Raw genomic sequence first — 26,702 nt, 5'->3', positions numbered from 1 at the left:
CCCGCGCACTTCGTGCGCTGGACAGTTTGTAAGTCGCGGCTTTGTGGTTTTGCTGCGCAAAAGTAATCCACAAAACCACAACTTACAAACTGCCGTTGTACGCGGCGTTAGCAATTGGAGGAATAATGGCAGTTAGGTGCAATACACCAAATAGCATTAAAGTCGGTGATTATTTTGAGAGTTGTAGTTTCCATCCGTGCTTATGTATTGAGGTGGACGAAACAGGTAGAAACATTGAAGGAATATCTTTAGTGAACGGTGGAATTCAAAATTGTAGCGCTGTTCATTGTGGCGTAAGGTTACTTAGTTTGAGCGAGGCAATTTCCTGGAAGCTATCAGGTCCAGAAGACGCAAAGGAACATGTAGCAGAAGAATGGTGGAGTGTTTAGCTGTAATTCAATTCATTATGTATGCAGTTGGCTTTTTTTAAAAACGAAAAGCTGCTAACAAAGTGGTCAAACACCGTTACGCTTCGCTCCACTGGACAGAATTTAAGTCGCGGCTTTGTGGTTTTGCTGCGCAAAAGTATTCCACAAAGCCACAACTTAAATTCTGCCGTTTACCACGGCGTTAGAAAGGGAGTCCCATGAAAGGAAGTTGTCTTTGCGGAGGTATTGTCTATGAAGCTGAAGAGCTTGCTTCTGAAATAATGCACTGTGCATGTATAACCTGTAGAAAAGCTCATGCGGCAGCATTTAATACTGCTGCTGCAGTTGAAAAGTCTAAATTCAAATGGCTAAAAGGCGAAAACCTGCTGAAGTTCTATGAATCCTCTCAAGGGAAGCGAAGATATTTTTGTAGCAACTGTGGAAGCCAACTTATTAAAACTGTTGAGGGTAGAAATCAAATAGTTTTGAGAGTGGGAACGCTAGACGAAGACCCAAACAAAGTTCCACAATCATTTATATGGGCTTCGTACTCAGTTCCTTGGTTGTCTCACGAAAATGAGTTAAAAGTATTTTCAGAGAACGAGGTTAAGTAAATTTCTAACAAAGCGTAGCAACCCGCCACTGCGTGGCTGGACAGTTTGTAAGTCGCGGCTTTGTGGTTTTGCTGCGCAAAAGTAATCCACAAAACCGCAACTTACAAACTGCCGTTGTACGCGGCGTTATGTGAAAATACCGCGAAAAGCAGCATTGTCGGGCAACAGTCGGGTGAAATTCGTACCCGACATCGTAGGAATCTATGAATACTCATGGTTCACTTACGTTGGAGTATTTAAATGATTCTTAAACAGTTACGCATCAGCCGCCATCTTTCTCAGGAGCAATTAGCTTTAATGTCTGGTTTAAATGTTAGAACCATTCAGAGAATAGAAAGTGGTCAAAAACCTAGTTTAGAGTCTCTTAAATGTCTTGCGTCTGTGCTTGAAGTTGATGTTTCAACCTTAAACCAGGAGATATTTATGATAGACAAAAACACAGACAACTGGCACAACTTGCCTTTTTGGCTTAAATGTTGGTTCTTCTTTAACTTTCTAAACTTTCGTCCCACTAGAGCTACCGCTAAAAGAGTAGAGGTTTTGTCGCATATTAGTGGGTTTTTATTTTGTGCTCTGGGTCTTATTAATCAAGCTGCTTTAGCTGGTGGTCTATGTATGCTTTCAACTGCATATCTATTTTACCTGCTTATTTGGCAAGGAGATAAATACGGCATTTGGTATGAACGGTTAGAAACGAAAAGCACATAACAAGTCGTTCCAGCATCGCACCTGCGGTGCTGGACAGTTTTTAAGTCGCGGTTTTATGGTTTTGCTGCGCAAAAGTATTCCATAAAACCACAACTTAAAAACTGCCGCTGAACTCGGCGTTATGCAGTCCTTAGTAGGGAAAATTATGGAACTTGAAAAATTAATAGGAAAAACAGCGAAGCTATCGTTCTTGGCGCCAAGCACGTGGACACTAGCATTTGGCTGCGGGGCTGAATTTTCCAACTTTTCTATTTGTAGAATATCAAAAGAAAAGCAACTATTAGCTTGCACCAAAGACCACGATCAATGGTTTGGGTTAAAAGAGCCATATGATGCAGAAAAGGAAATTAATAACCATATTTCAAATGGTGTTATTACAGGCGCCTCCTTTGGCTTATCCAGCAATGACATAGTGTTATCAATGAGCACGGGAATTGTTATAGAAATTTTGTCCATTTCTACAGGTTACGAAACATGGGAATATCGCTGTGCGGAAGGTATTCTTTATGTGGCATCGGGCGCGGGAAATGTAAACGAATTTTAACCACGCATAACAAAGCAATGAACCGGATGGTTTTTAGTAGCATTTTTGCCATTCCGCTTCGCTCCATTTTACGGCAAAAGTGCTACTTAAAAACCACCGGTTATCGCAACGTTATAAAGCGCGGTCTTTTTTGGTTTGTGGTTTCGGAAAGTAATCGCGCTGTAGCAATATTTTAGTTTGTGCGTTCGGCGGGCTTGGTGTTCTAAATTGCTAAGCGAGTTTTGGTAGCAACGCAGTTCCGTTAAAGTCTCTGGAATAGTTCGAATAGGCATCTTCTGCACTTGGCAGCGGGTGTTCTAAAGTTCAGTTCCGCATGGTTTTGCAAATTGAATAATGCGGTTTGTGCGGCCTGAAATATTTTAGTCCGTGCTAAGTTTTAGTAAATGTGCGTAGTGTTATAACAAAGTATTCAAATCCGTTCCGCTGCGCTCCACCGGACAGAATTTAAGTCGCTCTTTTGTGGTTTTGCTACGCAAAAGGTTTCCACAAAAGCGCGCCTTAAATTATGCAGTTTAATACAACGTTATAAAGTGCGGCCTTTTTTGGTTGGTGTTTGCTGAAAGTGTTCGCGCTGTAGCAATATTTTAGTTTGTATGTTCGGTGGTTTTGGTGTTCTAAATTGCTAAGCAAGTTTTGGTAGCAACGTAGTTCCGTTAAAGTCTCTGGAATAGTTCGAATAGGCATCTTCTGCACTTGGCGGCGGGTGCTCTAAAGTTCAGTTCCGCATGGTTTTAGAATTCGCTAGCGCAGTAAGTGCGGTCTGAAGTATTTTAGCCTGTGCTAAGTTTTACCGAATGTGCGTAGTGTTATAACAAAGTATTCAAATTCGTTCCGCTGCGCTCCACCGGACAGAATTTAAGTCGCACTTTTGTGGTTTTGCTACGCAAAAGGTTTCCACAAAGGCGCGCCTTAAATTCTGCCGTTTAATACAACGTTATAAATTTGGTGTGCTTATGGAGTTAGCTATCTGGTTTATCTTGGGGTTGTTGGGGTATTGGGTTGTTCTATTTCGATGGCATAGAGCTGTTTGGCGTGAGTCACGTGTTGCAATTCTACAAATCTGTATTTGGTTGGGCATTTTTCTCTGCCATCTCTTATACAGGCTGACTGCAAAAGAACCTTTATTTCCCAATAACAACATGTATGAAAGTTATGCTTTCTATATTGGTGTAATAATTTCATTTTGTATTCACAAACTAAAATTTTCTAAGAATTGAAATCAAGCAGGTCTGTAGCATGGGAATTATAACAAAGTGTTCCAACACCGTTCCGGCGCTCCGCCCCTCCACTCGACAGTTTGCAAGTAGCGCATTTAGCGAATTGCTGCGCAAAGTTTATCGCAATGCGCTACTTACAAACTGCGGTTGAACACAACGTTATAAAGCGCGGCCTTTTTCGGTTGGTGTTTTCGGAAAGTCAGTGCGCTGTAGCAATATTTTAGTTTGTGCGTTCGGCGGGCTTGGTGTTCTAAATTGCTAAGCGAGTTTTGGTAGCAACGTAGTTCCGTTAAAGTCTCTGGAATAGTTCGAATAGGCATCTTCCGCACTTGGCGGCAGGCGCTCTAAAGTTCAGTTCCTCATGGTTCTGAAAACTGAATAGTGTAGTAGGTGCGGCCTGAAGTATTTTAGTTCGTGCTAAGTTTTACCGAATGTGTGTAGTGTTATAACAAAGTATTCAAATTCGTTCCGCTACGCTCCACCGGACAGAATTTAAGTCGCTCTTTTGTGGTTTTGCTTCGCAAAAGGTTTCCACAAAAGCGCGCCTTAAATTCTGCCGTTTAATACAGCGTTAAACGTAAAGGGAAGGTATGGATTACGTATTATTTACTGGAATATTTTTGTTTCCTTTCATTGTTTGCCTTATATATGAGGCAATCGCTTTTAAGCGGGTTTCAATGAATGGTCTTTTCTTAACAAAAGTGCTTTCTTCTTACGGTATATATCTTTTAGGCTTAATTTTTTCATCTATTTCTGACCCGCTTGAAGAGTACATGCTTAAGCATTGTTCATGGTCGGGTGAAGGCATTGCTCCGTGTAACGCCTTACTTTATCAGGCGGCGTCGTATATTAGTTCTTGGCTAATTTTGGTAATGGCTGGGCTTTCATTTGCTTTTCAGTTGGTTTTTTTGTACTACATTTCAAGAAGAATTACGTTTAACAAAGCGTAGCAACTCGCGCACTTCGTGCGCTGGACAGTTTGTAAGTCGCAGTTTTGTGGTTTTGCTGCGCAAAAGTAACCCACAAAACTACAACTTACAAACTGCCGTTGTACGCGGCGTTATAAAGCGCGGCCTTTTTTGGTTGTTGGTTTCGGAAAGTAAGCGCGCTGTAGGAATTAAGTCACTAAGCAAGTTTTGGTAGAAACGTAGTTCCGTTAAAATCTCTGGAATAGTTCGAATGGGCGCTTTCTGCACTTGGCAACCGGCGCTTTAAAGTAAATTGCGGCATGGTTCTGCAAATCGCTAGTGAAGTTTGTGCGGGCTGAAGCATTTTAGTCCGCAGTAATTTTTACCAATTGAGCGTAGTTTTATAACAAAGTATTAAAATTCGTTCCGCTACGCTCCACCGGACATAATTTAAGTCGCTCTTTTGTGGTTTTGCTTCGCAAAAGGTTTCCACAAAAGCGCAACTTAAATTCTGCCGTTTAATACAACGTTAGCGAGGGATTATGAAATTAAATAAGTGTTTATTTTTAGCTCTGTTTACGTCAAATGCGGCCTTTGCTGATTATGGAATTAGTTTAATCAAATTTACATGTATACCTGAATTAGGTTTCTTTAAAATTGATTTTGATACGGTAGATGGAGCCGCAGCTACGGCGGGCGTTAAAAGCGATGCTAAAAGCCAGCAAGAATGGAGAAAGCTTTGGGAAGCAAAAGGGCTCTATTTTCCACAAAAATTAACATATGAATGCGAATTCAAGCAAAACATATATACGGTAACAACGAGTCAGCCTGAGCCTCATGGCGGTAGATGCGGCGCTCAACCCCCCGTATCTCTTACGCTGCAAGAAAATGGCACTGAAATTTTTGAAAATATTTCATTCGGGCCTAACTGTTCAGGCGAGCCAACCACTATAAGTATAAATGTTAGCAATCCCCCAGTTGGCTGGGGAAGTCGTGACATAAGTGCCTTAATCGAATCTCAACCGGACAGAAAATTAATATATCTGGCGTTAGGTGACGACATGACAAAAGTAAATATACATCAAAATGAAATAACCAAATATTTTAGTAAATTTTCGCAATAGTCGCTAACAAGGCATTGCACCTGACGCATTGTAAGTAGCGCTTTTGCAATATCGCTGCGCGAAGTTTATCGCAACGCGCTACTTACAATCCGCAGGTGAACGCAACGTTAGCCATAAAACATGGAGTATGTACCTTGCTAAGAGTCATTTGTTTTTTCACTTTATCCCTAATTTCTATCTTTTCGTATGCCGAAACAATTTCCTGTGGTGGTAAGTTTATTACTGTTTCTGACGCGCCTTCCGCGAAGGAGCCATTTTTTAGTGTAACTATTGAAGGTAGTCCTACTAGCAGTACTCACCTCTTTGAAATACAAAATGACTTTCTGAATGTTCGTTGTGAAGTTACTTCCAAAGGAAATCATGTGGTCCTAATTAATCATTTCTGTGGCGGTAGTGGTTGCGCAGATTTTGGTAATTTCGGAATTATCGAAGTGAGCTCTGGCAAGGTATTGTTGGAGCCAAGCCAACGCTATAAAGGAAATATGGAGCAAGCGAAGGAAATAATTGGCACGGAAATAAAGCCTTTTAAATGCGAGCTAAAGAGCATTGAGGTTTGTTTACACTCTAAAATTGAGCTTGGCTAACAAAGCGTAGCAACCCGCGCACTGCGTGCGCTGGACAGTTTGTAAGTCGCAGTTTTGTGGTTTTGCTGCGCAAAAGTAATCCACAAAACTACAACTTACAAACTGCCGTTGTACGCGGCGTTAAATTATAGAGAAAAGAATGTACCACTATCTTGATGAAAATAGAGGAAAGGAATGGCTTGATGGCTGGGCTTCGGTTGTTGGTGATTTTGATCAAGTAAAAGCGTACACAGATCTTGGCGACTTATTCTTAGTGAATTCGAAAACAAATGAGGTTGGTATTTTGTTAGTAATGGCAAATAAATTTCACCAAATGGGTTTTACTAATTGGGATGAATTTAAGAAAACAGTAATGAATGACTCTAACTTTCAAGAACGTGTAGTGCAAAAAAGCTTTATTGAGCGCGTCAGAGAACATTGTGGTGAACTTGAAAAATATGAAGTGTATATCCCCACTCCATATCCATGCTTAGGAGGTTCGGGAGAACCTGAAACACATAAAAAAGGAAATATATGGGTTTATCTTGCTATTTCATCGCAAACATTTGCACAAATTTAACAAGGCGCGCCAAAATCGCACACTATCGTGTGCTGGACGCATGGTAAGTCGCCGCTTGTGCATTGGCTTCGCCAATTTTATGCACAATCGTCAACTTACCATGCGCCTTTGCGCTTAGCGTTATGCTTTGAAAGGAAATACCGTGCGATATTTTAAATATGTAAGTTTTCTTGTTGGCTTATTTGCCTCTTTTGCTAGTTCGGCTCACGCTGCGCAGCCAATAGTTACCATTGAATACAGTAAGAGTTTTGATTCTGTTTGCTCTTTTTTCCGAGGCAATGCAATCAAAGATGAATGGAAAGTAGAGTTGGCGTCCCGTCAGAAAGAGTTTGAAAATCTGTGGAAAGCAGCAGGGCCAAAACTGATTGAGGCTACCGAGCAAATTACGAAGAAACCATTTCCCGAGAAGAACTTTACCGCACGATTGACGTTATGTAATTTGCCTTCTCAATCATACTTTGGTATTGGCATTAACATGCGGTATGCGCTCAGAAGTTTTACTGCAACACCTGTACCAATGACCTATAAGGTTAATACTTTATTTCATGAGCTATTGCATAAATATTTTTCGGAACACCCTATAGAACATTCGGTACTTCTTAAGCAGTATGCTTATGAACCCGAGCGTACGAGAGATCATCTACATTTATTAGCGCTACAAAAAGCAGTTTTTCTTAAGCTCAATGAAACTGAAATGCTGAAGGAACAAATCACCATCGATAGCCAACTTCCAGATGGCTACTACAAAAGAGCTTGGGAGATTGTAAACTCTACTGACACAGAATATCTGAAATATTTGTCAGAAATGTCTGCGGTAGGCATAACAAATCGCTGAAGCACCAGTCGCTTCGCTCCTTGGACAGTTTTTAAGTCGCAGTTTTGTGGTTTTGCTGTGCAAAAGTATTCCACAAAACCGCAACTTAAAAACTGCCGCTTAGCTCGGCGTTAAGCAATCTCATCAAATGGATATTTATGACTAAAAAGCATCCACCAGTACAAATTACAAAACCTGAAACTTTTATTATTGAATCATTATCCTTAGATGATGAAGCGAGTGAAAGACTAGAAGGCAAGATTTTATATAACATCTTAAAAATGCAAGGGAAAAATCCAATCTATTATTATTTTAGAACCCACTTGGAATTGGTAAAGCTAGCAGAACTATTTAGGGAATCTGGTTATCGTTACTTACATTTGTCTTGCCATGGAAATACAGAATCGCTGGTTTATACATTTAGTCATCATACCTTTACTGAATTTTCAAACATTTTCAGTAAAAAATTAAACAACAGAAGGCTATTTATCTCTGGCTGCAGCATGGGAAATAAGAAATTTGCCAGCGAACTTTATAGTACAAATGGAGGAATGTACTCTGTAATTGCACCAACTAAAGACGTTTATTTTGAGCAAACCACATCATTTTGGCCTGCGTTTTACTACATGATGCATGCATATGATGCAAACTCAATGGGCGGCTCATACATGAAACAAGTTCTTAAACGGTTGAGCTGGATGTTTGAAATTCCTCTTGCACTGTATTTCAAGAATACAGGTAAAGGAGGAATCGTGGATGAAGTGCTATTTTCAGGTGACAACAAATTGCTTTATAGGGCTGTAAGTAAAAGCTCCCCTTTAGAACAAAAAGCTTAACAAGGCACTCCAGCACCGCACACTTCGTGTGCTCGACAGTTTGTAAGTCGCTTTTTTGTGGTTTTGCTGCGCAAAAGTTTTCCACAAAAAATCAACTTACAAACTGCGGCTGAGCTTAACGTTATAAAGCGCGGCCTTTTTGGTTGTCGGTTTCTGAAAGTAAGCGCGCTTTAGCAATTAAGTTACTAAGCGAGTTTTGGTAGAAACGTAGTTCCGTTAGAAACTCTGGAATAGTTCGAATTGGCATCTTCTGCACTTGGCGGCAGGCGCTTTAGAGTAAATTGCTGCATGGCTCTGCAATTCGCTAGTGAAGTTTGTGCGGGCTGGAATATTTTGGTGCTCAGTATTTTTACCCAATGTGCGTAGTGTTATAACAAAGTATTCAAATCCGTTACGCTGCGCTCCAGCGGACAGAATTTAAGTCGCTCTTTTGTGGTTTTGCTACGCAAAAGGTTTCCACAAAAGCACGCCTTAAATTCTGCCGTTTAATACAACGTTAGGCTTTAGGAAGAAGTCATGAAAGAAATCGTCGAAATAATAAAAACTGGAAATTCACGTGAGCGCTTAGCGGTAATTTCAGATATTGCCACTATTTTAGGTGTTTCTGTTTTTGCTATTTTAAGCCCGTACTTTGGTGGTTTTTCACATGAAAAAATAAGCATGGTTGCATTAATTGCCGTTTATTGCTTACTTTTTACCGCCTCTCAAATTGCAATTTTTTACTGCGTAGTTGTAGTTCAAGGTTGGTTGCGTAATTGGTTAAAACCTACGGGGCTTTCCACGGGTATCTATTTTTCTTTGTGGCTCGTATGGGCTGCTTGGCTAATCTTTTCTACCCTACAAGGTTATACTGAACTGCTTTATACAAAGTGGTAAAGAGCCTAACAAAGCGTAGCAACCCGCGCACTTCGTGCGCTGGACAGTTTGTAAGTCGCGGCTTTGTGGTTTTGCTGCGCAAAAGTAATCCACAAAACCACAACTTACAAACTGCCGTTGTACGCGGCGTTAGCAATTGGAGGAATAATGGCAGTTAGGTGCAATACACCAAATAGCATTAAAGTCGGTGATTATTTTGAGAGTTGTAGTTTCCATCCGTGCTTATGTATTGAGGTGGACGAAACAGGTAGAAACATTGAAGGAATATCTTTAGTGAACGGTGGAATTCAAAATTGTAGCGCTGTTCATTGTGGCGTAAGGTTACTTAGTTTGAGCGAGGCAATTTCCTGGAAGCTATCAGGTCCAGAAGACGCAAAGGAACATGTAGCAGAAGAATGGTGGAGTGTTTAGCTGTAATTCAATTCATTATGTATGCAGTTGGCTTTTTTTAAAAACGAAAAGCTGCTAACAAAGTGGTCAAACACCGTTACGCTTCGCTCCACTGGACAGAATTTAAGTCGCGGCTTTGTGGTTTTGCTGCGCAAAAGTATTCCACAAAGCCACAACTTAAATTCTGCCGTTTACCACGGCGTTAAGCAAATAGGAGAAATAATTGGAACCCAAAAAAGTCTTCTCACCTCATCAGGTATATGTTGGTTCTTTTATCGGTGGGCCTCTTTGCGCTACTCATCTTATATATAAAAATTTTATCGTAATGGCAAAGCCAAAGTATGCGCTAATCACCATATTAATAGGCGTGGCTTTTATGACCTTTCTTCTTTTACCAATTAACTTTCTTCCTGAAAAACTGCCATATATTACTTTTCCACTACTTTATTCGGGAATTGCCGGGGCAATTGTATGGCAGTTCCAGGTAAGCAAAGAGGAAGAGGCTGTAAATGAAGAGTATAGTTTTATTTCAAATTGGTTAGTCGCGAAATACTCCGCAATATATTTACTAGTAACCGTGTTGCTATTTCTGGCAACATTCTATGGCTACTCTTTATTCGGGTATAGCTATGCTTAACAAAGCGGTCAAACATCGTTCCGCTTCGCTCCACTGGACAGAATTTAAGTAGCTTTTTTGTGGTTTTACTTCGTAAAATATTTCCACAAAAAAGCTACTTAAATTCTGCCGTTTACCGCAACGTTATGAAGGCTATATGTTTAAACAACTTCAAATAAACTTGGCGAAAACAAATTTACTTAAACCAAAGTATTATACGCTTACGTCTTCAATAGGGTTGGCAGGCGTATTTGTTGGTTTGGCGTTGGGTATTGTTTTACTTCTCTCGCTTGCAAAAGCAAATGGAATTGATACTGAGGCAACTGTTACCGGTGGCTTGAATAAAGCCATAATGCTATTTTCTGTTGTTTTTGGTTTGAGTTTTTCTATTTATATAGGTTGCGTTATCGTTGCAGGCCTCTTCAGCGTGGTAATGCTTATTTTAAATAAATTTACTATTAAGCAAGCTGTTGGTTATACATTTTTATCTTCATTTCCAGACGACTGGCTTAAAGAAAATTCATAACAAATCGCTGCAGCGCCGCGCACTACGTGCGCTCGACAGTTTGTAATTCGCCGCTTTGTGGTTTTGCTACGCAAAAGGCTCCCACAAATCGTCAAATTACAAACTGCGGCTGAGCTCAGCGTTATGTGAAATGAGATAGGGAGTAAGAAAGTGCATACTCATTCATACAAAAAGGAAGATTGGCCTTTCGGCTTCAGCGATGACATCTTGGCGGTCACGACGAAATATGTAATGAATGGTGAACAACCTATTGTTGAAGTGTTGCACTGGGACGACGGTGGCTGGCAGTTTATGTGTAATACGACCACTGACGCAGATAACGGCATGGTCGTTTGTATGGGTTGTATATTCGAAAAATTTCCGTGGATTTCTAGGTTTAAAGAACTAAAGCCGGGCTATCTTTCATTTTATGAAATAGAAACCGGTGAGTGGCGAACTCAGGAAATTGAATAAACCAAAGCTACCGCACATAACAAGGCGCAGCAACACGCCGCTGCGCGGCTGGACAGTTTGTAAGTCGCTCTTATGTGGTTTTGCTACGCAAAAGTATTCCACAACGCACAACTTACAAACTGCCGTTGTGCTAAACGTTATGCAATAAGAGAAAATAAGGAATTACTGTATGAAACGCATCAAAACCAATTTAATTTTTTCACTGATTATTTCAGTTGTAGTATCAGGATGTGCTATCGGACCATCAAAATATCTAGCCCCTACTAGTGGTCCAGTTGCTACATTGACATTTCAAAACAATGGGGGGCATGGGGCTAGCAACCCTGGAGTTTTTAATAAATATAAAAATTGTCAGGGGCTTTCAATTATAAGACCGGCCATAGCATCTGGAAATCAGTCATCTATTTCTGTTCCTGCAAATGGACCAATATCAATATCATTTGGGTACAGCATCACCTATAACTCTTACTGTAACTTACTAGCTACTTTTGAGCCTGAAAAAAATGCTAGCTATTTAGTTAGAATTAATAGCACACCTGATGGTGAGAAGTGCTATTTAGAAATGTTCAAGTCCACTAACAGCCAATTGACGCCCGTTAATTTTGAGGTTAGGAATCCAATCGGGATATTTGGGCCAAACAGCCCATATTGCCAAGAATAACTTTTTTTGAATGCATAACAAAGCGTTGCACCTGACGAATTGTAAGTAGCGCTTATGCAATATCGCTGCACTAAGTTTATCGCAACGCGCTACTTACAATCCGCAGGTGAACGCAACGTTATGCTCTATAGAATTCCATAGATTATGAAAAACGTAAAGAAAGTACTAATCTTAGTGTTTATTGTATTTCCCTTTGTTTACTATTTTATCAGTTCAAATATTGATGCTCTAATGGCAGGGGAAATTAAGGGCAGGCATGGTATTGTATATAGCCAGTGGAATTTTATGTTTTACTTTAAAATTGCATTTAACTTTTTCTGTGCATTTGCATTTTTACTTGTGCCAGTATTTATGTTTGTAGATCCTTTAATAATAAATTCAGTTATAAATAAAATAAGAGAATTTTTTAGAAGGCTTTAGTATAACAAACGTTGCACCTGACGGATTGTAAGTAGCGCTTTTGCAATATCGCTGCGCAAAATTATTCTATAACGCACAACTTACAAACTGCCGCTGAACTCTGCGTATGCACAAATAGGAGATTTTGATGTACCAAAATAGACAAGCACTAGCTTTTGGAAGTGTTGTATTTTTAGTTTTATTCTTTGTTTTTGTAATTTTTATATCTTTTTGGATATGGCCAAAGTACAACTTGTATAGGATGGAAATGAAAGGGCGAGCAGCTTTGAAGGAAGCAGAATGGTCAAAACAAATATTAATCGAAGAAGCCAGGGCAAATGAAACCGCTTCATTGATGCAAGCAAATGCCAGAGTTACATTAGCCGAGGCAGAGGGAAAAGCTCAAGTAGTTCGCGCAAAAGCAGAGGGACTTGCCGATATAGAGCGCGCTAAAGCTGCAGCCGAAGCTAATCGCATAATTGGTGAGTCATTAAAAGGAAATGACGAATACCTAAGATACATCTGGATTAAAGGTCTTCAAGACGGAAAAGGCGAAAGAATTTATATACCAACTGAAGCTGGATTACCAATTCTTGAAGCAGGAAAAGCAAACAAATAATGCATAGTAAGCGACTGTGGTAAAGACCAAAATGGAAATGCTTTGATTCTGGGCACAAATCTTAATTGTGGGGGCGGGTTATGGGTTCAATTATTGTTTTTATACTGATACCAATTATCTGTGCAGTAATTTGCTATTCAGTTGCTAAAAAACGCAACGCGGCTGTGCCATTTTGGGTTGTAATGGGGGGCGATATTTGGTCCTTTGGCTTTGCCGTTTGTATTTATGGCAAAGCCAAAAAAATAAATTATGTAGAGATGATTGTTGAACTTCCCTGTCTGGCGGCGTAAAAAATACCGCACTAGTAATATTTCAATTGTGTTGCCTTTCCTCTAAATACCCGATAAGAGAATATTGTGTAGAGGATGATGGTTGGTAATACGATGACTGCGCCTACCAAAATAAATTTTAACGATTCCGGTGCGCTTGCGGCTTCCCATATATCGAGTTGGTTGGGGACTACATAGGGATAAAAGCTGTAGGCAAGCCCGATAAAGCTCAACAGAAAAATCATGGTGGCGCAGGCAAAGGGAATCCAGCAGCCCATGTCATTTGCGTAGGGGAAGTGTTTTAAATAACGGTCTACTGCGAAGAGCAATACAAAACAAAAAAATGGGATCACCCACAAAATCATGACCAGTGGATTGCCGAACCATTTATTGAAAATCAAGTCGCTGACGAATGGATTGACGATTGATACGGCAACCAAACCTAACCCCATCAGCCAACAACATAAACGTGCCCACCATGCGGCGCGTTTTTGCAGTTCTCCTTCGGTTTTTAATACCAACCATGCAGCACCGATAAAGGTATAGCCTGCGGTGACGCAGATTGCGCTAAGGGCAGCGAACGCATAGGCGATGAGTGTTTGTTCAAACTCCATTACATAGAGACCGAGCATAAAACCTTGCGATAAGGTGGCCAGCAGTGAGCCTGCCTTGAAGGTCATGTCCCATAATTTTTTATGGTCTTCTGGTGATTTTGCACGAAAGTCAAACGCAACTCCGCGCAGTATCAAACCTGCAAGCATGATGGTGATGGGAATATATAAATGAAACAGGATTTGACTGTGCGCGAGTGGAAAGGCGATTAACAGAATGCCGATGCCAAGTACCAGCCAGGTTTCATTTGCATCCCAAAACGGGCCGATACTGGCGATCATTGCATCGCGCTGTGCTTCGGAATCATTGGGTAACAAAATACCTACACCTAAATCGTAGCCGTCGAGAATCGCGTAAACAAAAAAAGCGAGCCCCATCAAGCCGATAAAAATAATCGGCAGCCAAAACGCCTCACCGGATAATGTGCTGATATCAGTCATGTTGTACTCCCGGTAAATTTTTCTCGATCAATTGTTCTTGCAAGGTTTGCACTTCTTCCGGGCGATCAACCAGTACGGATTTTTTCGCCATCAAAAATAATGTGCGGATGTAAGCAATCAGCAGGACAACATACAGTGTGAGATAAATTGCAAGTGAGGTGCCTACGTTGGATGCCGGTGTTTTGGTAACGGCATCGGCAGTTGCAAGCACTCCGGTGACTAACCAGGGTTGACGGCCAATCTCGGTGACATACCAGCCCGCAAGCGTGGCGATCCAACCAGAGAAGGTCATTGCAACAAATATTTTTAATTGCAGTGGCGATATTTCTTTTTTGCGCCAATAGCTCCAGCAGCCCCACCATGATGCCAACAGCATCAACATGCCCACGCCCACCATAATGCGGAAACCATAAAACATGGGCGCGATAGGTGGATGCGCGTTGGGGAATTCGTTGAGGCCTTTTATTTCGCCGTCGACTTCGTGCGTTAATATCAAGCTGGCCAATTTGGGAATTTCAATTGAATATTGGTTGCTTTGGCTTTCTTTATCGGGAATGGCAAACAACACCAGGGGCGCGCCTTTTTCGGTGTGCCATACCGCTTCTACCGCAGCGATTTTTGCCGGTTGGTATTTCAGGGAATTAAGTCCGTGCAGGTCGCCTAAAAAAATTTGTATGGGAATTAAAATCGCAGCGGCGATGACAGCGGTTTTTAACGCAAGCCGCGGTGCAGGTTTGTGGTCGCCTTTTAAAATACGGTACGCGGATAAACCCGCAATTAAAAATGCGGCGGTTAAACCCGATGCAATTAACATGTGCGCAAGGCGATAGGGCATGGACGGATTAAAAATAATCGCCAGCCAGTCGAGCGGATAAGCTTTGCCATCGCGCATTTCAAAACCGGTTGGTGTTTGCATCCAACTATTGAGTGCAATAATCCAAAACGCAGACATAGTGGTGCCGAAGGCGACCAGCAATGTCGCAATGGTGTGCATGCGGTTGGAGACTTTATTGATGCCGAATAGCATGATGCCTAAAAATGTGGCTTCCAGAAAAAATGCGGTGAGCACTTCGTACCCGAGTAAGGGGCCTGCAATATTGCCCACCGTTTCCATGTAGCCCGGCCAGTTGGTGCCGAATTGGAAACTCATAGTGATGCCGCTCACCACGCCGAGTGCAAAGGTCAGTGCAAATACTTTTACCCAAAATCGATACGCGCGCATCCAGACATCATCGCCTTCACCGTTGTAGCGTATTTTGAAATACACCAGGAACCAACAGAGGGCGATAGAAATGGAAGGAAATAAAATGTGGAATGAAATGTTGGCAGCAAACTGAATGCGGGACAGAAGGAGTGTGTCTAGAGCGCTGGGGTCGAGCATGATTTACCTCGATAAAATTTATTTCGCAGATTCTTTTTTACCGCCGAGTAGGCGATCTTTCATATCCAATACTTTGCCAATGCTGTTGCCGAGTTTGAGCAATTTGCCCAACTGTGCGGAATCCAGCCGTTGGATTTCCTGTGTCCAGAGCGTGAGCATTTCAATCAGCTCATGCATTTCGCGCATGCGTTGTTGCGCGTAAATTTCCGCATCGTTTGCCGGTGTTTCAATTAACAAATTGCGCAGGGTGGACAGTGTTGGATCTATCTCGCGCTTGCGGCGTTGTTCAATCAAGGTTTTGGCGATATCCCACACATCGCCCGGCGCAGAGTAAAACTCTTTGCGCTCACCCGGGCGATGCTGCAGTTTGACCAACTCCCATGACATCAACTCTTTGAGGCCCATACTGACGTTGGAGCGCGAAATACCGAGCGCTTCGGTGATGTCGTCTGCACATAAGGGCTCTTTGCTCAGCACCAAGAGCGCATACATCTGCCCGACGGTGCGGTTGATCCCCCAGCGGCTACCCATCTCGCCAAAGTGAAGGATGCAGGATTGGATCATTGGTGTGAGGTTTTCTGGCATGTTTTCATTTCTCAATTTTCTGTAATTACTGAAATTACAGAATTGTTTGATGTAGGTCAAGTTAAATTTGGGTGAATTCTGATCAGTTGGTTGCGCTGATAGTGTCTGCATTGCAGATGGCCGGTGGTGTGCGGGCTGGCAATGGGGTGGATAGTGTGACAAAGGGGTAATATAGGCACCTTGTGATCCGGCGTTCCGGATAATCAATTGGTTGGTTATAGAGAGAGATGTTGCATGTCGGATAAGCCCGTTGCCGAATTGGCTAATTTTTTTAATGACTGTGCACAGGCGTTTGAGGGGGGGCGCTTGCAGCGTTTGGTGCTGTCCAAATACAAAGGTGACGAGGCTGATTTAAACCGCATTACCATCCGCCCGGTGCAGATTAAAGAGCAAAAGTTGCTGTCGTTTCTCTATGAATATCGCACCAACCATGTGACCAAAAATTTCACGCTTAACGAGGCGATTGCGCAATTACAGCAGTGGTTGGGTAGTGCTTTCCATAATGCGCATATGATTACTGATGAGTGGGAAATACAGTTGAGTTTTAGCAAAAAAGGCAAAGTACTCGTCAATAAAAATCGCAACAAAAGTTCAGCGCCGGTTGACGATTCTGCGGCAGGTGATGGTAAAAAAGTGCAGCCGGAATTAGCGCACAATCGCACCAAGCTGCGCTATGTGGATCAGAGCCGCCCTTATTTGCGCGAACTGGGGATTACGGATGCCCAGGGGCAGGTCATTCCGGCAATGTCGCGCAAGTGGAAGCAGATTAATAAATTTATTGAAGTGTTGTCGCTTGCAATCCAGCAAACCGGTTTGGATAAACGTGAAGAGTTGCATATCGCCGATTTCGGCTCCGGCAAAGCTTATTTAACGTTTGCTGTGCATGATTATTTGACGGCGAACATGCAAGTAAAAACGCAAGTGACGGGTGTTGAGTTGCGCCAGAATTTGGTCGATTTATGTAACCAGACGGCGCAGCGGTTATCGCTTGCGGGCATTAAATTTGAGCAGGGCGATGTGCAACATTTTTCGGCGCAAAACATCAATATTATGATCGCCTTGCATGCGTGCGATACGGCGACTGACTACGCGCTCAATATGGGTATTCGTACCGGTGCAGAGATTATTATGTGTTCGCCCTGTTGCCATAAACAGATTCGCCCGCAAATGAAAAGCCCCGCGCTGCTTGCACCGGTTTTACAACATGGAATTCATTTGGGGCAAGAAGCTGAAATGATTACCGATGGCCTGCGCGCGCTATTACTGGAGGCACATGGTTACGACACCAAAGTGTTTGAATTTATTTCACTCGAACATACCAGTAAAAATAAAATGATCCTTGCGCAAAAACGCAGCTCTTCATCACATAAAACCCCGCGCGACAATTCCGATATTTTGCAACAGATTGCGGCGATTAAAGATTTTTATGGCATTCAGGAACATTGTCTGGAGACTTTGCTGCAGGATTAACCGGGCACGAGTGTGTATCAGCGTTTGTATTGTGTGGGGCAGTAGCCGCGGGTAACGTCCGGTGAGCGCAGATAAAGATGTTTGGTTTTCCTGCCACTCACGCGAGCGCGCCATAAGCGGAACGATGACGGTTTGAGCTCTTTGCGCATCAGTAAGCGCACATCGGGTTCACCTAAACCGTACAGCGTTTCGATTGCTTCAAAGGGGGTGCGATCTTCCCACGCCATTTCAATAATGCGCGAGATATCGGCAGCGGAAAAAGCGATATTTGTTTGCATAACGTCACCTGTAAATTCAGGTTATTACGTTGCAGTGGCGATGCAGATCATTTGAGTAACATAAAAAATCCCGGCCATTGCCCTGACCGGGATTTTTTATTGTGCACAGTGTGTTGTTATTTCAAATCCATGCAGCTCGCGTAATAACTCACGCTGGCGGGCCAGTCAGAGAAAATTCCGATTACGCCGACATCTTTTGCCAGTACGTGTAAGGCATTCATCATATCGCCATCATTGTTAATTGCTGGATTGATGGTTTGGTAATACCAACCACCGCCATTTTTTAATGGGCCTGAGCGTTCAAATGACCAGGTGATGATTTTTAATCCGGCTTTTTTTGCATTGCGCGCATATTCCGATGGAATGATTTTATTGTTGTTGTCGAGCGCGAGCAAAACCCAAATGGGTGGGGCGACTATGTTAAAGCCCTCATCGGCGTAGAGTTGTAAATCGGCCGCGGTAGGCACGTCGGCGATAGTGTTAGCATCATCCAGATATACAGCTTGCTTGCCAAATTCCGGCTCGTTTTTAATCCAGTAACGAACATCCTGTATATCAAATGATTGTGGCCAGACATCGCGCGGTTTTACACCGGCGGCTTTGTATTCGTTAATCATTTGTTGTGCATACATAGCCTGGGTGTAGGTGCCTTCAAAGGGCATGGATACGCTGGCCGATTTTAATTCGGGCGTCATTTTTACCCCGAGCTTTTTGAACAGCTGGATGCTCTCGGCGTGTGTCAGCAGTGTGCCTCTATTGGCATACAAGTCGGTGCGCCAATTGGCAGTGCCTTTTAAATATTCATCGACGCTAGTGGCTTTGGGGTTGAATGCATCCATTTTGCCTTGCAGGGTTTTAAATTCGGCGAGGGTGATATCGCTGGTGCAACAATTGGCACCCGCTGCTTTGCCACTGACAGGATCAAACGGCGAAAAATTCTGGCTGCATTTGCTCGCGAGTGGCGTGGCGAGGATATTGGTGGTGGTGTGAAGGTCGCATTGTGAGTGGCGGCACACCAGTTGTTTATCTTTGGTGAAAGTGACATCGCACTCTAAAATCCCTGCTCCCATTTTTGCGGCTGCTTCGTAGGATTCTTTGGTGTGTTCGGGAAATTGCAACGGCGCACCGCGATGGCCAATCGAGAAGTTGGTTTTTTTAACCGGGTTATTCACGCAGCTTTGTAATTTCTTTTTCAGCGCACTTTCGTCCATGTCATCCACTAAAAAGAATGGGCGCGGCCCCAGTTGGATGCGTGGATTTTTATCGTCGTCGTAATGATGATGTTGTGCTTTATCGCTGTGTGCGCAGGCACTAAAGGGGATGGCAACAAGCAAGGCCAATAGGCCGGCGGTGAGATGAACCTGGCGTAGCATGGGGAAACCTCCTTGGGGCTAGGGTGGAATTGCACTGCCACCCTAGCCGTGTTTTGTGAAGGTTATTTTCTGGTTTGATGACCGATTGGTGACGGAACGGGATTTTGTGTCGCCGTTCTCTTTTTTATTCAAAACTCAGTTGTGCTTTCAACCAGTAAGTTCTTCCCGGTTCATTGATGCGCGTTGTTTGGTCGTAACCCGCAATCATCGCTCCTGCTTTACTGATGTGCTCCGCATAAGTTTCGTTGAGCAGGTTATCAATACCGCTGGTGATCAACAGATTTTTATGTGCGCGCCAACCGGCATTGAAGGACAGTACATTAAAGCCATCGCTGGCACCTATGTCTTGTCCGGCGATGTTACCTTTGTTGATGTCTACCCGTGTTTGGTCATCTGCCACGCGCCAGAACACACCGGCAGACCAGGTGGGGTTGGTGTAGTTGAGACCGAGGCGAAGCTCCAGTGGTGGGATTTGCGATAAGTGGGTATCGTCGGTTTCATTGGTGCCGCGCGTGCTGGCCAATGATGCCTCTGTGCGCCAACTGTCGGTGATTGCATAGCTGATGTCGGCTTCCAAGCCCCAGGTGCTGGCATCGACGTTGCGGGTGACGGTGGCGACTCTCGAACCTGTTGCCCCTACCGGTTTGTTCACGCGCGACTGGATCAGCAGGTAATTATCAATTTCGCTGTAAAACACCGACACACTGCTTTTCAATTTATGTTGAGTATAAATCGCGCCTATATCCAGCTGTGTGGTCTCTTCCGGTTTGGAATTAAATGCGCTGATGGAATCGAGCGACTCTTTGCTGATTAGCTCCCAATAATCAGGGAAGCGTTCGCTGTGGCCAATACCGGTATACAGGGTAATGGGGTGCACATCTTTTTCGTAGCGCAAGAAGCCGCTGGATAAATTTTCATTGCGCTCTTTGCCTGCGGTGGGATTGGTGTATTGCATGTTGCCAATCATGCGGGTGGCTGCGCGCTGGTCTTCTGCGCTCCAGTCATCTAAGCGGAGTCCGCCAATGACGCGCTGTTGTCCGGTCAGGGTTTGTGTCCACTCACCAAAGATACCAAGTTGTTCGAAGTGGGCATCGCCAACACGCGGCATATCCTGATAGGGCATCATCATCTGGTTGGAGGTGGAGCGGTTGGTGTGGTCATTGGTTTGGGTATCGGCACCGATGATCAGCTCGGCGGACGAGATTGGGTTGAGCGTTGCCAACACCCGCGCGCCTTCTGTCTGGCGATCCGGGTTGGAGGCCATTTGCATGGCGGTCATGCCCGTCAGCTTGCGCAGGGAGTAGTTATCCATCACGTGATCGACATAGTTGTAGTAAACCTGCGTCTCCAGTTTTTTCCAAACCGGGCTCAGATTTTTTACGATGACTTTTGCGCTGATGTTGTCGCGCGCGAACTGTGAACCGTCCATGCTCCTATCGGCATAGGCCGCTTCGGCATCACTGCGGCTGCCGTTGATTTCGACAGTCACATCGTCGCTGGGTGTCCAGCCCAGGGCGAGATTGGTGTTCCAGCGGTCGTATTGCGAATGGACTTCGTTGCCATCGCCATCTTCATAGTTGTCTTGCTGTGAATGGCTGGCCATGCCGCGCAGGTAAAAGTCCGGTGTTCCGCCTTGCAGATCGATCACTTCATCGTCCCGTCCAAAACTGCCCCCTAACAAGCTGCTATGGAATTTCCAACCGGATTCGGCCAGTCGTTCGCGGTCGCGCTCAAATAGAACGACACCGGCGGAATTGCCGGGGCCGTGGATAACCGTTTGCGGGCCTTTGACCAAACGAATGCGGTCATAGGTTTCAGGAAATACATAGGCGGTCGGTGGATCCATACGGCTGCCGCAGCCACCCAAGACCAGATCGCCATCCAGCAGCAGCGAAAGGCGCGAACCGGCCATACCGCGAAAGACTGGGTCACCGCTGGTGCCGCCCTTGCGGATCACCGAAAAGCCCGGGATGGTTTTCAGATAATCCGCCCCGTCTTGTGCAGGCAGCGGTTGGCGCGGGGCTTTGGGGTCGGTTTCTATGGTGAGTGGTGTTTCGGTTTTTACGCCGGTGATGACCATTTCTTCGGTAATGGTGTCATTTTTGGTTTTGGTATCGGCGTGCACCCAAGGGGTAAGCAGCGTGCAAATGGCCAGGCTAATTAATCGCGGTTTGGCAATCATGATGTTCTCGATCTTATTGTTAAAAATAAAGGACGGATTAAAGGGGTGGCGTTATAGATGAGGGGTCCAAAGACTCGCAATCAAGATCCCATAGATTTTGACTATGTAATTTAGGGCGATTTTGGTGCAAACAGGCGGTGGTTGAGCAGGATAATACTTGCGCAAATGCCATAGGTTTTATCTATGGAGGTTCTCTGGACGACCTAAAGAGGATGCTTAATACTCACGTGAATTTTTTTGTTGATTAGCGTGACAGCATCGCGCAAAGGTATTACATGAACACCAACGACCCTCAGGCTGCTTATTTCCGTCAGCGCCGCCAATTGCTAAAGGGCATGGCTGCCGCCTCACTGCCTTTTGGTTTGGCATCCTGTTCCCCGGCCGAAGACAGCAAATTACTGGTAGTGGGTGGTTTACCCGTCACCTGCAACCTGACTCTGCCCGTTGCCTGTGCCGCCCATTCACTGGCTGGCGTACAAACCAATCCCCAGGGGATTGGTTTTCAGTACAGTAAATACAGCGGATGGCCAGAGATCAAAGAATCGCTGATGACCGGCCGCATTCAGGCAGCATATATGCTGGCTCCTTTGGTGATGGATCTCACTACCAAGCAAATCCCGCTCAAGGTTGTCTCCTTGGGGCACAGGTCTGGTGCAGTGATTATGGTGCGCACCGATTCCGACTATCAAAACTTCAGCCAATTGAAAGGCAAACGCATTGCGATCCCGAGCCGGTTTGCGGTGGATTTTTTATTCTTGCGCAAAATGCTGGCGCAAGAGGGCATGACCCACACTGATATTGAAATTGTTGAAATGCCGCCGCCGGATATGCCCGCTGCACTCTATGCCAATGCGGTGGATGCTTACTGTACCGGCGAACCCTTCGGTGCTGCGGCACAAAAGGCCGGTTACGCGCGCCCATTGCGGATGACACGCGACGAGTGGCGCAATTACATCTGCTGCGTACTCACCGTGCGCGAAGAGTTGATTCAATCGCAACCGGAAGTTGTGCAGGATCTGGTTAACCATGTGATGAGTGCGGGGGCCTGGTTGGATCAGGGAATGGTGAACCGCGAGAAGGCGGTACAGATTGCCGCTGGCCGACAATTTTTCAATCAGGATCCCAATATCATTCGCTTTGTAATGGAAAACCCGGAAGACCGTGTGACCTACGGCGATATGCGCATGATCAAAGATGAGTTCAATGAACTGATGGAGCTGTCGATTGCCGCGGGTACGCTGACCAAGCCGGTTGCGTTTGAAAGTTATGTGGATGAAACCTTCGTCAATAACGCCAAGTCTGTTGCGATCACGGTTTAGTATCAGGATTTTAAAATGATTCGATTAATCCTGATGAGTGTGTTTTGTTTTGCTATCGCAAACAATGCTGTTGCCGATAATGCGACTTTAAAGTCTGGCGTGTTTGAACCGCCACGCATGGCACCGGATTTTTCCTTGGCGAGTTCCCGCGATAATCTATTCACACTCAGCGAACAGCGCGGCAAATTAATTGTATTGGGTTTTGGTTTCAGCCATTGCCCGAATGTTTGCCCTATGACGCTTGCCAACCTTGCGCAAACCGCTAAACATCTCGGAGCCCTCGCGGATCAGGTGCAAGTGGTGTATGTGACGGTCGATCCCGAGCGCGATACACCGGCGCGCCTGCGTGAATATCTTGCCAATTTTAATCCGCATTTTATTGGCGTCACCGGTTCGGCTGACGAGCTGGCGGCTGTGCGTCAGGCTTACGGCATTATTGCGAAAAAAGAAGTGCACAAAAATGGCGGTACTTATGAAGTGCACCATTCTTCGTATCTTTATTTGATCGACCGCGAGGGTTTCTTGCGTGCTCTGGTGCCGTTTGGAAAAAGCGCAGATGACATCACCCATGACATAAAAATATTGCTGCAAACTAAAAAGCAACAGGCAACACTATGACGCTGACGAAAGGGACTGTGCGTTGGTTATCGATAGTTTTTGGTGTTGTTATTGCGTTGGTGTCGCTGATCGCTTTTTTTCCGGTTCGCTACGATTCCCGCGAAGAAATTTTTGAAATTCCCAAAGGTACATGGGCGCAGCGTATGGCAGGTAATCCTGTCAGTATTTTGCCCGACCAGATTTATTTGGCGCTGGGGGTGCGCGACTTGTTAGTGTTGCGCAATCTGGATGATGTGCCGCAAATGTTTGGGCCGACATTGATTATGCCGGGGCAAAGTTTCAAGCTGCCGTTTGAATTAGCTTCTGAATATGATTTTGCCTGTACCGCCCATGCGAGCGGGCAAATGCGTGTGGTGGTGGATCCGGAGCCCACGCCAGGGTGGAATCGTTTGCGGTGGCGGATGAAAAATTTGCTGCGATAATCGTTGTAAAAATTTACATAATAAAAGGGTAGTTGCTGTGATAAAACTTAACAAAATAATCCCGCCAGTAGTGTTGATTACAACGCTAATTGCAGTCTGGTGGATAGTGGTTGTCAAAACCGGCAGTGTGATTTTTCCGACACCATTGCAGGTGGTAACCGGAACGCTGGAATTAATTGAAGATGGAACCTTATGGGAGCATATCAGCTCATCACTGATGCGTGTTGGTACTGGTTTTTTACTAGCCGTCGTTACGGCGATCCCATTGGGATTATGGATGGGGCGTGTTGATAGCGCTTACGCTACATTGAATCCGGTATTCCAAATTTTGCGCCCCATCTCACCTATCGCCTGGATTCCGTTGGCCATTCTTTGGTTTGGTGTGGGTAATGCATCGCCGATATTTTTGATTTTTATCGCTGCGGTATTTCCGTTGATTGTGCAGACGGCTGCAGGAGTTCACACCATTGAACCGCGCTATTTAAATGCCGCTGAAAATTTTGGTGTGTCGCGTTACAAACTCTATCGGCAAGTGGTAATTCCAGCAGTATTGCCCGATTTAATTGTGGGTATGCGAATTTCGCTGGGTGTAGCTTGGTTGGTCGTGGTTGCGGCAGAAATGATCGCGCTGCGCTCTGGTCTTGGTTACATGATCATGGATTCGCGCAATGCTGGTAATCGTTATGACTTGGTAATTGCGGGCATGATTATTATTGGCGTCATCGGACTTTTATTGGACGGCTTGATGCGACTAATGGAAGGGCATAAATCAGTAAGGTGGCGTTATGACCGATAAGATTGTTATCAAAAATATTAAAAAACATTTTGCATCTGGCAATGAAACCAAAACTGTCATCGATGGTATTGATCTGACGATTGCGGATGGCGAATTTATTGCGATTGTAGGACCGTCCGGTTGTGGCAAATCCACATTGATGAACATGATCGCCGGATTTATGTTGCCCGATGAGGGCAGCATTGCTATTGACGGTGTGGTGCGCAAAGGCCCCAACTCCAATGGCATTTTAATTTCCCAATATGGGTCGGTTTTCCCTTGGTTAACCGTGCAACAAAACTTGATGTTTGGTTTAAGTGACGAACACAGCGATAAAGCAGCCGTTGCCGATCATTATGCGGATTTAGTGGGCTTGAAAGGTTTTGAGCAACATTATCCGCGCGAGTTGTCGGGTGGTATGTTGAAACGCGCGGAAATTGCGCGCGCACTCGCCGTTAAACCGGAAATCCTGTACATGGATGAGCCTTTTTCTGCGCTCGATGCGTTAATGAGTTTGCGTATCCGCACAGAGTTGTTGCGCATTCTGGAGGAAGAGCGCCATACGGTAATCTTGATTACTCACGATGTTGAAGAAGCTGTGCATCTGGCGAATCGTGTTGTCGTGCTTTCCAATCGCCCGGCAAGTATCCAAACGATTTTTGAAGTGCCGTTTGAGCATCCACGAAAATTATCCGATCCTGCACTACAAAAATTGCGCGACGATATTTTGCGCGAGTTAGGAATTGAGTGTTAAAAAGTCGGCGCATTGCCGACTTTTTCAGGTTGTCGAGATATTAATTATTGAGCAAATACTTGCGCTACTCGTTGAGTGCATAGGGATCAAACCAAAGGGATTTATCATCCACCGGTGTCTTGGGCGGAAGCCCGGGGTTTTGTAATTGAATTAGTGTGCGGCTTTTCAGATTGGTTTTCTCAATCGCGTCTTTCACGGTGGGGTCATTAAAAAAGTAATCGTTGAAACTGCCATCTTCAATAGCTATGCGCAGGCCGCGCTCAATGTCTGCCGCTAATTGGGTGTTGGATTTGTTCACAAAAAAATAAAAAGGATTGGTGTAGGACAGCAGCAGGTTTTGTTCAACATCCAACGCCAGTTTGGGGTGGCGTTGCATTTCTGCCCAGGGTTCGTGTGCACCGCGTGGGAACGCATCAAAACGGTCGCCATCGAGCATGTAAAAAAGCCCTTCGTATTTCAGTACTTTCACCACATTCAGATTGTTGGCGGTGAGTACGTTGGTATCTGCCCAAAAACGCCCCTGACCGAGCGATACGCGTTTCAAATCCTCCAGATTTTGAATGCCATCGAATTTGTGTTGGGTGCCTTTTTTGATCATCAAAACGCGATAACCCAACAGGCCGCGATAAATACAGATGCGGATGGGTTGCAGGCGCTCCTCCAGATCATTTGTCGTGGCGTACCAGACGACATCCAGTTGGTTGTCGATCAGCATGCTGACCATGCGCTCTTCGCTGGTATTGGGGATGGTCTCCTGCACGGCATATTTTCCTGGCACCTTGCTGAGCGCAAGTTGCAGCAGGCCTTTAGCATAAATTTCGATACTGTTATTGCCTTGCACTGTGCGCACAGGTTTGGCTTGGGCGGGCAACGACAATCCAAACAGGCAGGCGATAACAGTGAATGTGCAGATGCGGCCGGGATAAATACGGCGTAAGCCGGCGAGGAGGTAATGAGCCATTGGTGAAGTCCTACACTAGTATACAATCCCATTACTTTAGTTGAATTTGGTGCAATTGCATGGGCTTTTTAATACTGGAAGGCGATAAAAAACCACCACACCCGTTGAGGTTTCCCTAACGGCAGCCCCCTAAAAGGGCAGTCGCCAAAAGAAAGGTGCGGTGGCAAAAGCAGCCCATTACAGAAATCAGGTGTGGCTGAACGACCTGTCTGTAATGAGTCATTGGAAGCAAGTGAGCCAGTTGGATGGAGAAGTCACCGCTGGGGAGAAGTCACTTCACATCCAAAAAGCTCACTCTTACACGTTACAAACCACTGAAGGCGCTGGGGCTGCCAAAGCTGCCCCTTAGTGAATTCAGGTGTTTGTTGCCAATCGCTGTGTGGGCGGCGATTGGCTGTACCGGCTATGTGGGCGAACCGGTACTTGCAGCAACTACCTCTGCCTGGT

The 26,702-nt window shown here is 44.7% G+C and carries 29 protein-coding genes; 22 read left to right on the top strand and 7 right to left on the bottom strand.

The window, feature by feature from the left end:
* Positions 1–586 precede the first annotated feature (586 nt).
* The 16 genes from VC28_RS12880 (at position 587) to VC28_RS12805 (ending at position 13,106) form a co-directional block, all read left to right on the top strand.
* Complete coding sequence (locus tag VC28_RS12880) at positions 587–982, top strand: GFA family protein (protein WP_049630998.1); 396 nt, start codon at positions 587–589, stop codon at positions 980–982.
* Between the two features lie 240 nt (positions 983–1,222).
* Positions 1,223–1,690, top strand: a complete 468-nt coding sequence (locus VC28_RS12875) for a helix-turn-helix domain-containing protein (protein WP_049630997.1) — start codon at positions 1,223–1,225, stop codon at positions 1,688–1,690.
* 145 nt (positions 1,691–1,835) lie between these two features.
* A complete protein-coding gene (locus tag VC28_RS12870) occupies positions 1,836–2,234 on the top strand; it encodes a hypothetical protein (RefSeq protein WP_049630996.1) in 399 nt (132 codons plus the stop codon).
* 1,807 nt (positions 2,235–4,041) lie between these two features.
* Positions 4,042–4,401, top strand: coding sequence for a hypothetical protein (locus VC28_RS12865; protein WP_049630995.1), 360 nt, complete (start codon positions 4,042–4,044; stop codon positions 4,399–4,401).
* 500 nt (positions 4,402–4,901) lie between these two features.
* A complete protein-coding gene (locus VC28_RS12860; protein ID WP_049630994.1) occupies positions 4,902–5,483 on the top strand; it encodes a hypothetical protein in 582 nt (193 codons plus the stop codon).
* Positions 5,484–5,617: 134 nt separating this feature from the next.
* Positions 5,618–6,067 carry a hypothetical protein gene (locus VC28_RS19765; protein ID WP_156184332.1) on the top strand — a complete coding sequence of 150 codons (450 nt, stop codon included), beginning with the start codon at positions 5,618–5,620 and terminating at the stop codon, positions 6,065–6,067.
* Between the two features lie 139 nt (positions 6,068–6,206).
* Entirely contained in the window at positions 6,207–6,626 is a 420-nt protein-coding gene (locus VC28_RS12850) for a T6SS immunity protein Tdi1 domain-containing protein (protein WP_049630992.1), read from the top strand.
* A gap of 142 nt (positions 6,627–6,768) precedes the next feature.
* Entirely contained in the window at positions 6,769–7,461 is a 693-nt protein-coding gene (locus VC28_RS12845) for a hypothetical protein (RefSeq protein WP_049630991.1), read from the top strand.
* Between the two features lie 137 nt (positions 7,462–7,598).
* Positions 7,599–8,276 (top strand): hypothetical protein, encoded by a 678-nt coding sequence (locus VC28_RS12840; protein ID WP_049630990.1) that lies wholly within the window; start codon positions 7,599–7,601, stop codon positions 8,274–8,276.
* Positions 8,277–8,792: 516 nt separating this feature from the next.
* A complete protein-coding gene (locus tag VC28_RS12835) occupies positions 8,793–9,152 on the top strand; it encodes a hypothetical protein (protein WP_049630989.1) in 360 nt (119 codons plus the stop codon).
* A gap of 613 nt (positions 9,153–9,765) precedes the next feature.
* Entirely contained in the window at positions 9,766–10,179 is a 414-nt protein-coding gene (locus tag VC28_RS12830) for a hypothetical protein (protein WP_049630988.1), read from the top strand.
* Between the two features lie 136 nt (positions 10,180–10,315).
* Positions 10,316–10,684 carry a hypothetical protein gene (locus VC28_RS12825; protein ID WP_049630987.1) on the top strand — a complete coding sequence of 123 codons (369 nt, stop codon included), beginning with the start codon at positions 10,316–10,318 and terminating at the stop codon, positions 10,682–10,684.
* Between the two features lie 150 nt (positions 10,685–10,834).
* Entirely contained in the window at positions 10,835–11,137 is a 303-nt protein-coding gene (locus VC28_RS12820; protein WP_231591742.1) for a hypothetical protein, read from the top strand.
* A gap of 169 nt (positions 11,138–11,306) precedes the next feature.
* Positions 11,307–11,798: a hypothetical protein gene (locus VC28_RS19760; RefSeq protein WP_156184331.1), complete on the top strand. Its 492-nt coding sequence runs from the start codon at positions 11,307–11,309 to the stop codon at positions 11,796–11,798.
* A gap of 547 nt (positions 11,799–12,345) precedes the next feature.
* Positions 12,346–12,816: an SPFH domain-containing protein gene (locus VC28_RS12810; RefSeq protein WP_049630984.1), complete on the top strand. Its 471-nt coding sequence runs from the start codon at positions 12,346–12,348 to the stop codon at positions 12,814–12,816.
* An 80-nt stretch (positions 12,817–12,896) separates the two neighbouring features.
* On the top strand, positions 12,897–13,106 hold the full coding sequence (locus tag VC28_RS12805; protein ID WP_049630983.1) for a hypothetical protein: 210 nt from the start codon (positions 12,897–12,899) through the stop codon (positions 13,104–13,106).
* A gap of 11 nt (positions 13,107–13,117) precedes the next feature.
* On the opposite strand, the gene VC28_RS12800 is transcribed toward VC28_RS12805, so the two are convergent.
* From VC28_RS12800 to VC28_RS12790, 3 genes are read right to left on the bottom strand one after another with little or no spacing between them, the layout of a single operon-like run.
* Positions 13,118–14,137 (bottom strand): cytochrome d ubiquinol oxidase subunit II, encoded by a 1,020-nt coding sequence (locus VC28_RS12800; RefSeq protein ID WP_049630982.1) that lies wholly within the window; start codon positions 14,135–14,137, stop codon positions 13,118–13,120.
* Positions 14,130–15,518, bottom strand: a complete 1,389-nt coding sequence (locus VC28_RS12795) for a cytochrome ubiquinol oxidase subunit I (protein WP_049630981.1) — start codon at positions 15,516–15,518, stop codon at positions 14,130–14,132. The genes VC28_RS12800 and VC28_RS12795 overlap by 8 nt, the downstream gene beginning before the upstream one ends.
* Positions 15,519–15,536: 18 nt before the next feature.
* On the bottom strand, positions 15,537–16,103 hold the full coding sequence (locus VC28_RS12790) for a GbsR/MarR family transcriptional regulator (RefSeq protein ID WP_049632384.1): 567 nt from the start codon (positions 16,101–16,103) through the stop codon (positions 15,537–15,539).
* Positions 16,104–16,337: 234 nt separating this feature from the next.
* Here VC28_RS12790 and VC28_RS12785 point away from each other — a divergent pair, with 234 nt between their 5' ends.
* Positions 16,338–17,573 carry a class I SAM-dependent methyltransferase gene (locus VC28_RS12785; protein ID WP_049630980.1) on the top strand — a complete coding sequence of 412 codons (1,236 nt, stop codon included), beginning with the start codon at positions 16,338–16,340 and terminating at the stop codon, positions 17,571–17,573.
* Between the two features lie 17 nt (positions 17,574–17,590).
* Here VC28_RS12785 and VC28_RS12780 read toward each other — a convergent pair whose 3' ends face one another.
* The 3 genes from VC28_RS12780 to VC28_RS12770 all read right to left on the bottom strand — a co-directional run bounded on the left by VC28_RS12780 (position 17,591) and on the right by VC28_RS12770 (position 21,406).
* On the bottom strand, positions 17,591–17,851 hold the full coding sequence (locus tag VC28_RS12780; RefSeq protein WP_049630979.1) for a TIGR03643 family protein: 261 nt from the start codon (positions 17,849–17,851) through the stop codon (positions 17,591–17,593).
* Between the two features lie 116 nt (positions 17,852–17,967).
* A complete protein-coding gene (locus VC28_RS12775; protein ID WP_049630978.1) occupies positions 17,968–19,224 on the bottom strand; it encodes a glycerophosphodiester phosphodiesterase family protein in 1,257 nt (418 codons plus the stop codon).
* A 124-nt stretch (positions 19,225–19,348) separates the two neighbouring features.
* Entirely contained in the window at positions 19,349–21,406 is a 2,058-nt protein-coding gene (locus VC28_RS12770) for a TonB-dependent copper receptor (RefSeq protein WP_049630977.1), read from the bottom strand.
* Between the two features lie 275 nt (positions 21,407–21,681).
* Between VC28_RS12770 and VC28_RS12765 the strand changes: the two genes are divergently transcribed.
* From VC28_RS12765 to VC28_RS12745, 5 genes are read left to right on the top strand one after another with little or no spacing between them, the layout of a single operon-like run.
* A complete protein-coding gene (locus tag VC28_RS12765) occupies positions 21,682–22,725 on the top strand; it encodes an ABC transporter substrate-binding protein (protein ID WP_049630976.1) in 1,044 nt (347 codons plus the stop codon).
* Between the two features lie 15 nt (positions 22,726–22,740).
* Positions 22,741–23,343 carry an SCO family protein gene (locus VC28_RS12760; protein WP_049630975.1) on the top strand — a complete coding sequence of 201 codons (603 nt, stop codon included), beginning with the start codon at positions 22,741–22,743 and terminating at the stop codon, positions 23,341–23,343.
* Entirely contained in the window at positions 23,340–23,765 is a 426-nt protein-coding gene (locus VC28_RS12755) for a cupredoxin domain-containing protein (RefSeq protein WP_049630974.1), read from the top strand. Before VC28_RS12760 ends, VC28_RS12755 begins: the two co-directional genes overlap by 4 nt.
* Positions 23,766–23,802: 37 nt before the next feature.
* Positions 23,803–24,561, top strand: a complete 759-nt coding sequence (locus tag VC28_RS12750) for an ABC transporter permease (protein WP_049630973.1) — start codon at positions 23,803–23,805, stop codon at positions 24,559–24,561.
* Positions 24,551–25,294 (top strand): ABC transporter ATP-binding protein, encoded by a 744-nt coding sequence (locus VC28_RS12745; RefSeq protein WP_049630972.1) that lies wholly within the window; start codon positions 24,551–24,553, stop codon positions 25,292–25,294. The genes VC28_RS12750 and VC28_RS12745 overlap by 11 nt, the downstream gene beginning before the upstream one ends.
* Positions 25,295–25,358: 64 nt before the next feature.
* Here the strand turns inward: VC28_RS12745 and VC28_RS12740 are convergent, their stop codons facing one another.
* Positions 25,359–26,255 carry a type 2 periplasmic-binding domain-containing protein gene (locus VC28_RS12740; protein WP_156184330.1) on the bottom strand — a complete coding sequence of 299 codons (897 nt, stop codon included), beginning with the start codon at positions 26,253–26,255 and terminating at the stop codon, positions 25,359–25,361.
* Positions 26,256–26,702: the final 447 nt, after the last annotated feature.

Origin of the sequence: Cellvibrio sp. pealriver, from assembly GCF_001183545.1 — a bacterium.
Classification (GTDB): Bacteria; Pseudomonadota; Gammaproteobacteria; order Pseudomonadales; family Cellvibrionaceae; genus Cellvibrio.
This window is presented reverse-complemented; position numbering and strand designations above follow the sequence as displayed.

Coding starts and splice junctions, on each gene's coding strand:
- VC28_RS12880 (WP_049630998.1), top strand. CDS start 587: ATGAAAGGAAGTTGTCTTTGCGGAGGTATTGTCTATGAAGCTGAAGAG.
- VC28_RS12875 (WP_049630997.1), top strand. CDS start 1,223: ATGATTCTTAAACAGTTACGCATCAGCCGCCATCTTTCTCAGGAGCAA.
- VC28_RS12870 (WP_049630996.1), top strand. CDS start 1,836: ATGGAACTTGAAAAATTAATAGGAAAAACAGCGAAGCTATCGTTCTTG.
- VC28_RS12865 (WP_049630995.1), top strand. CDS start 4,042: ATGGATTACGTATTATTTACTGGAATATTTTTGTTTCCTTTCATTGTT.
- VC28_RS12860 (WP_049630994.1), top strand. CDS start 4,902: ATGAAATTAAATAAGTGTTTATTTTTAGCTCTGTTTACGTCAAATGCG.
- VC28_RS12850 (WP_049630992.1), top strand. CDS start 6,207: ATGTACCACTATCTTGATGAAAATAGAGGAAAGGAATGGCTTGATGGC.
- VC28_RS12840 (WP_049630990.1), top strand. CDS start 7,599: ATGACTAAAAAGCATCCACCAGTACAAATTACAAAACCTGAAACTTTT.
- VC28_RS12835 (WP_049630989.1), top strand. CDS start 8,793: ATGAAAGAAATCGTCGAAATAATAAAAACTGGAAATTCACGTGAGCGC.
- VC28_RS12825 (WP_049630987.1), top strand. CDS start 10,316: ATGTTTAAACAACTTCAAATAAACTTGGCGAAAACAAATTTACTTAAA.
- VC28_RS19760 (WP_156184331.1), top strand. CDS start 11,307: ATGAAACGCATCAAAACCAATTTAATTTTTTCACTGATTATTTCAGTT.
- VC28_RS12810 (WP_049630984.1), top strand. CDS start 12,346: ATGTACCAAAATAGACAAGCACTAGCTTTTGGAAGTGTTGTATTTTTA.
- VC28_RS12805 (WP_049630983.1), top strand. CDS start 12,897: ATGGGTTCAATTATTGTTTTTATACTGATACCAATTATCTGTGCAGTA.
- VC28_RS12800 (WP_049630982.1), bottom strand. CDS start 14,137: ATGACTGATATCAGCACATTATCCGGTGAGGCGTTTTGGCTGCCGATT.
- VC28_RS12795 (WP_049630981.1), bottom strand. CDS start 15,518: ATGCTCGACCCCAGCGCTCTAGACACACTCCTTCTGTCCCGCATTCAG.
- VC28_RS12790 (WP_049632384.1), bottom strand. CDS start 16,103: ATGCCAGAAAACCTCACACCAATGATCCAATCCTGCATCCTTCACTTT.
- VC28_RS12785 (WP_049630980.1), top strand. CDS start 16,338: ATGTCGGATAAGCCCGTTGCCGAATTGGCTAATTTTTTTAATGACTGT.
- VC28_RS12780 (WP_049630979.1), bottom strand. CDS start 17,851: ATGCAAACAAATATCGCTTTTTCCGCTGCCGATATCTCGCGCATTATT.
- VC28_RS12775 (WP_049630978.1), bottom strand. CDS start 19,224: ATGCTACGCCAGGTTCATCTCACCGCCGGCCTATTGGCCTTGCTTGTT.
- VC28_RS12770 (WP_049630977.1), bottom strand. CDS start 21,406: ATGATTGCCAAACCGCGATTAATTAGCCTGGCCATTTGCACGCTGCTT.
- VC28_RS12765 (WP_049630976.1), top strand. CDS start 21,682: ATGAACACCAACGACCCTCAGGCTGCTTATTTCCGTCAGCGCCGCCAA.
- VC28_RS12760 (WP_049630975.1), top strand. CDS start 22,741: ATGATTCGATTAATCCTGATGAGTGTGTTTTGTTTTGCTATCGCAAAC.
- VC28_RS12755 (WP_049630974.1), top strand. CDS start 23,340: ATGACGCTGACGAAAGGGACTGTGCGTTGGTTATCGATAGTTTTTGGT.
- VC28_RS12745 (WP_049630972.1), top strand. CDS start 24,551: ATGACCGATAAGATTGTTATCAAAAATATTAAAAAACATTTTGCATCT.
- VC28_RS12740 (WP_156184330.1), bottom strand. CDS start 26,255: ATGGCTCATTACCTCCTCGCCGGCTTACGCCGTATTTATCCCGGCCGC.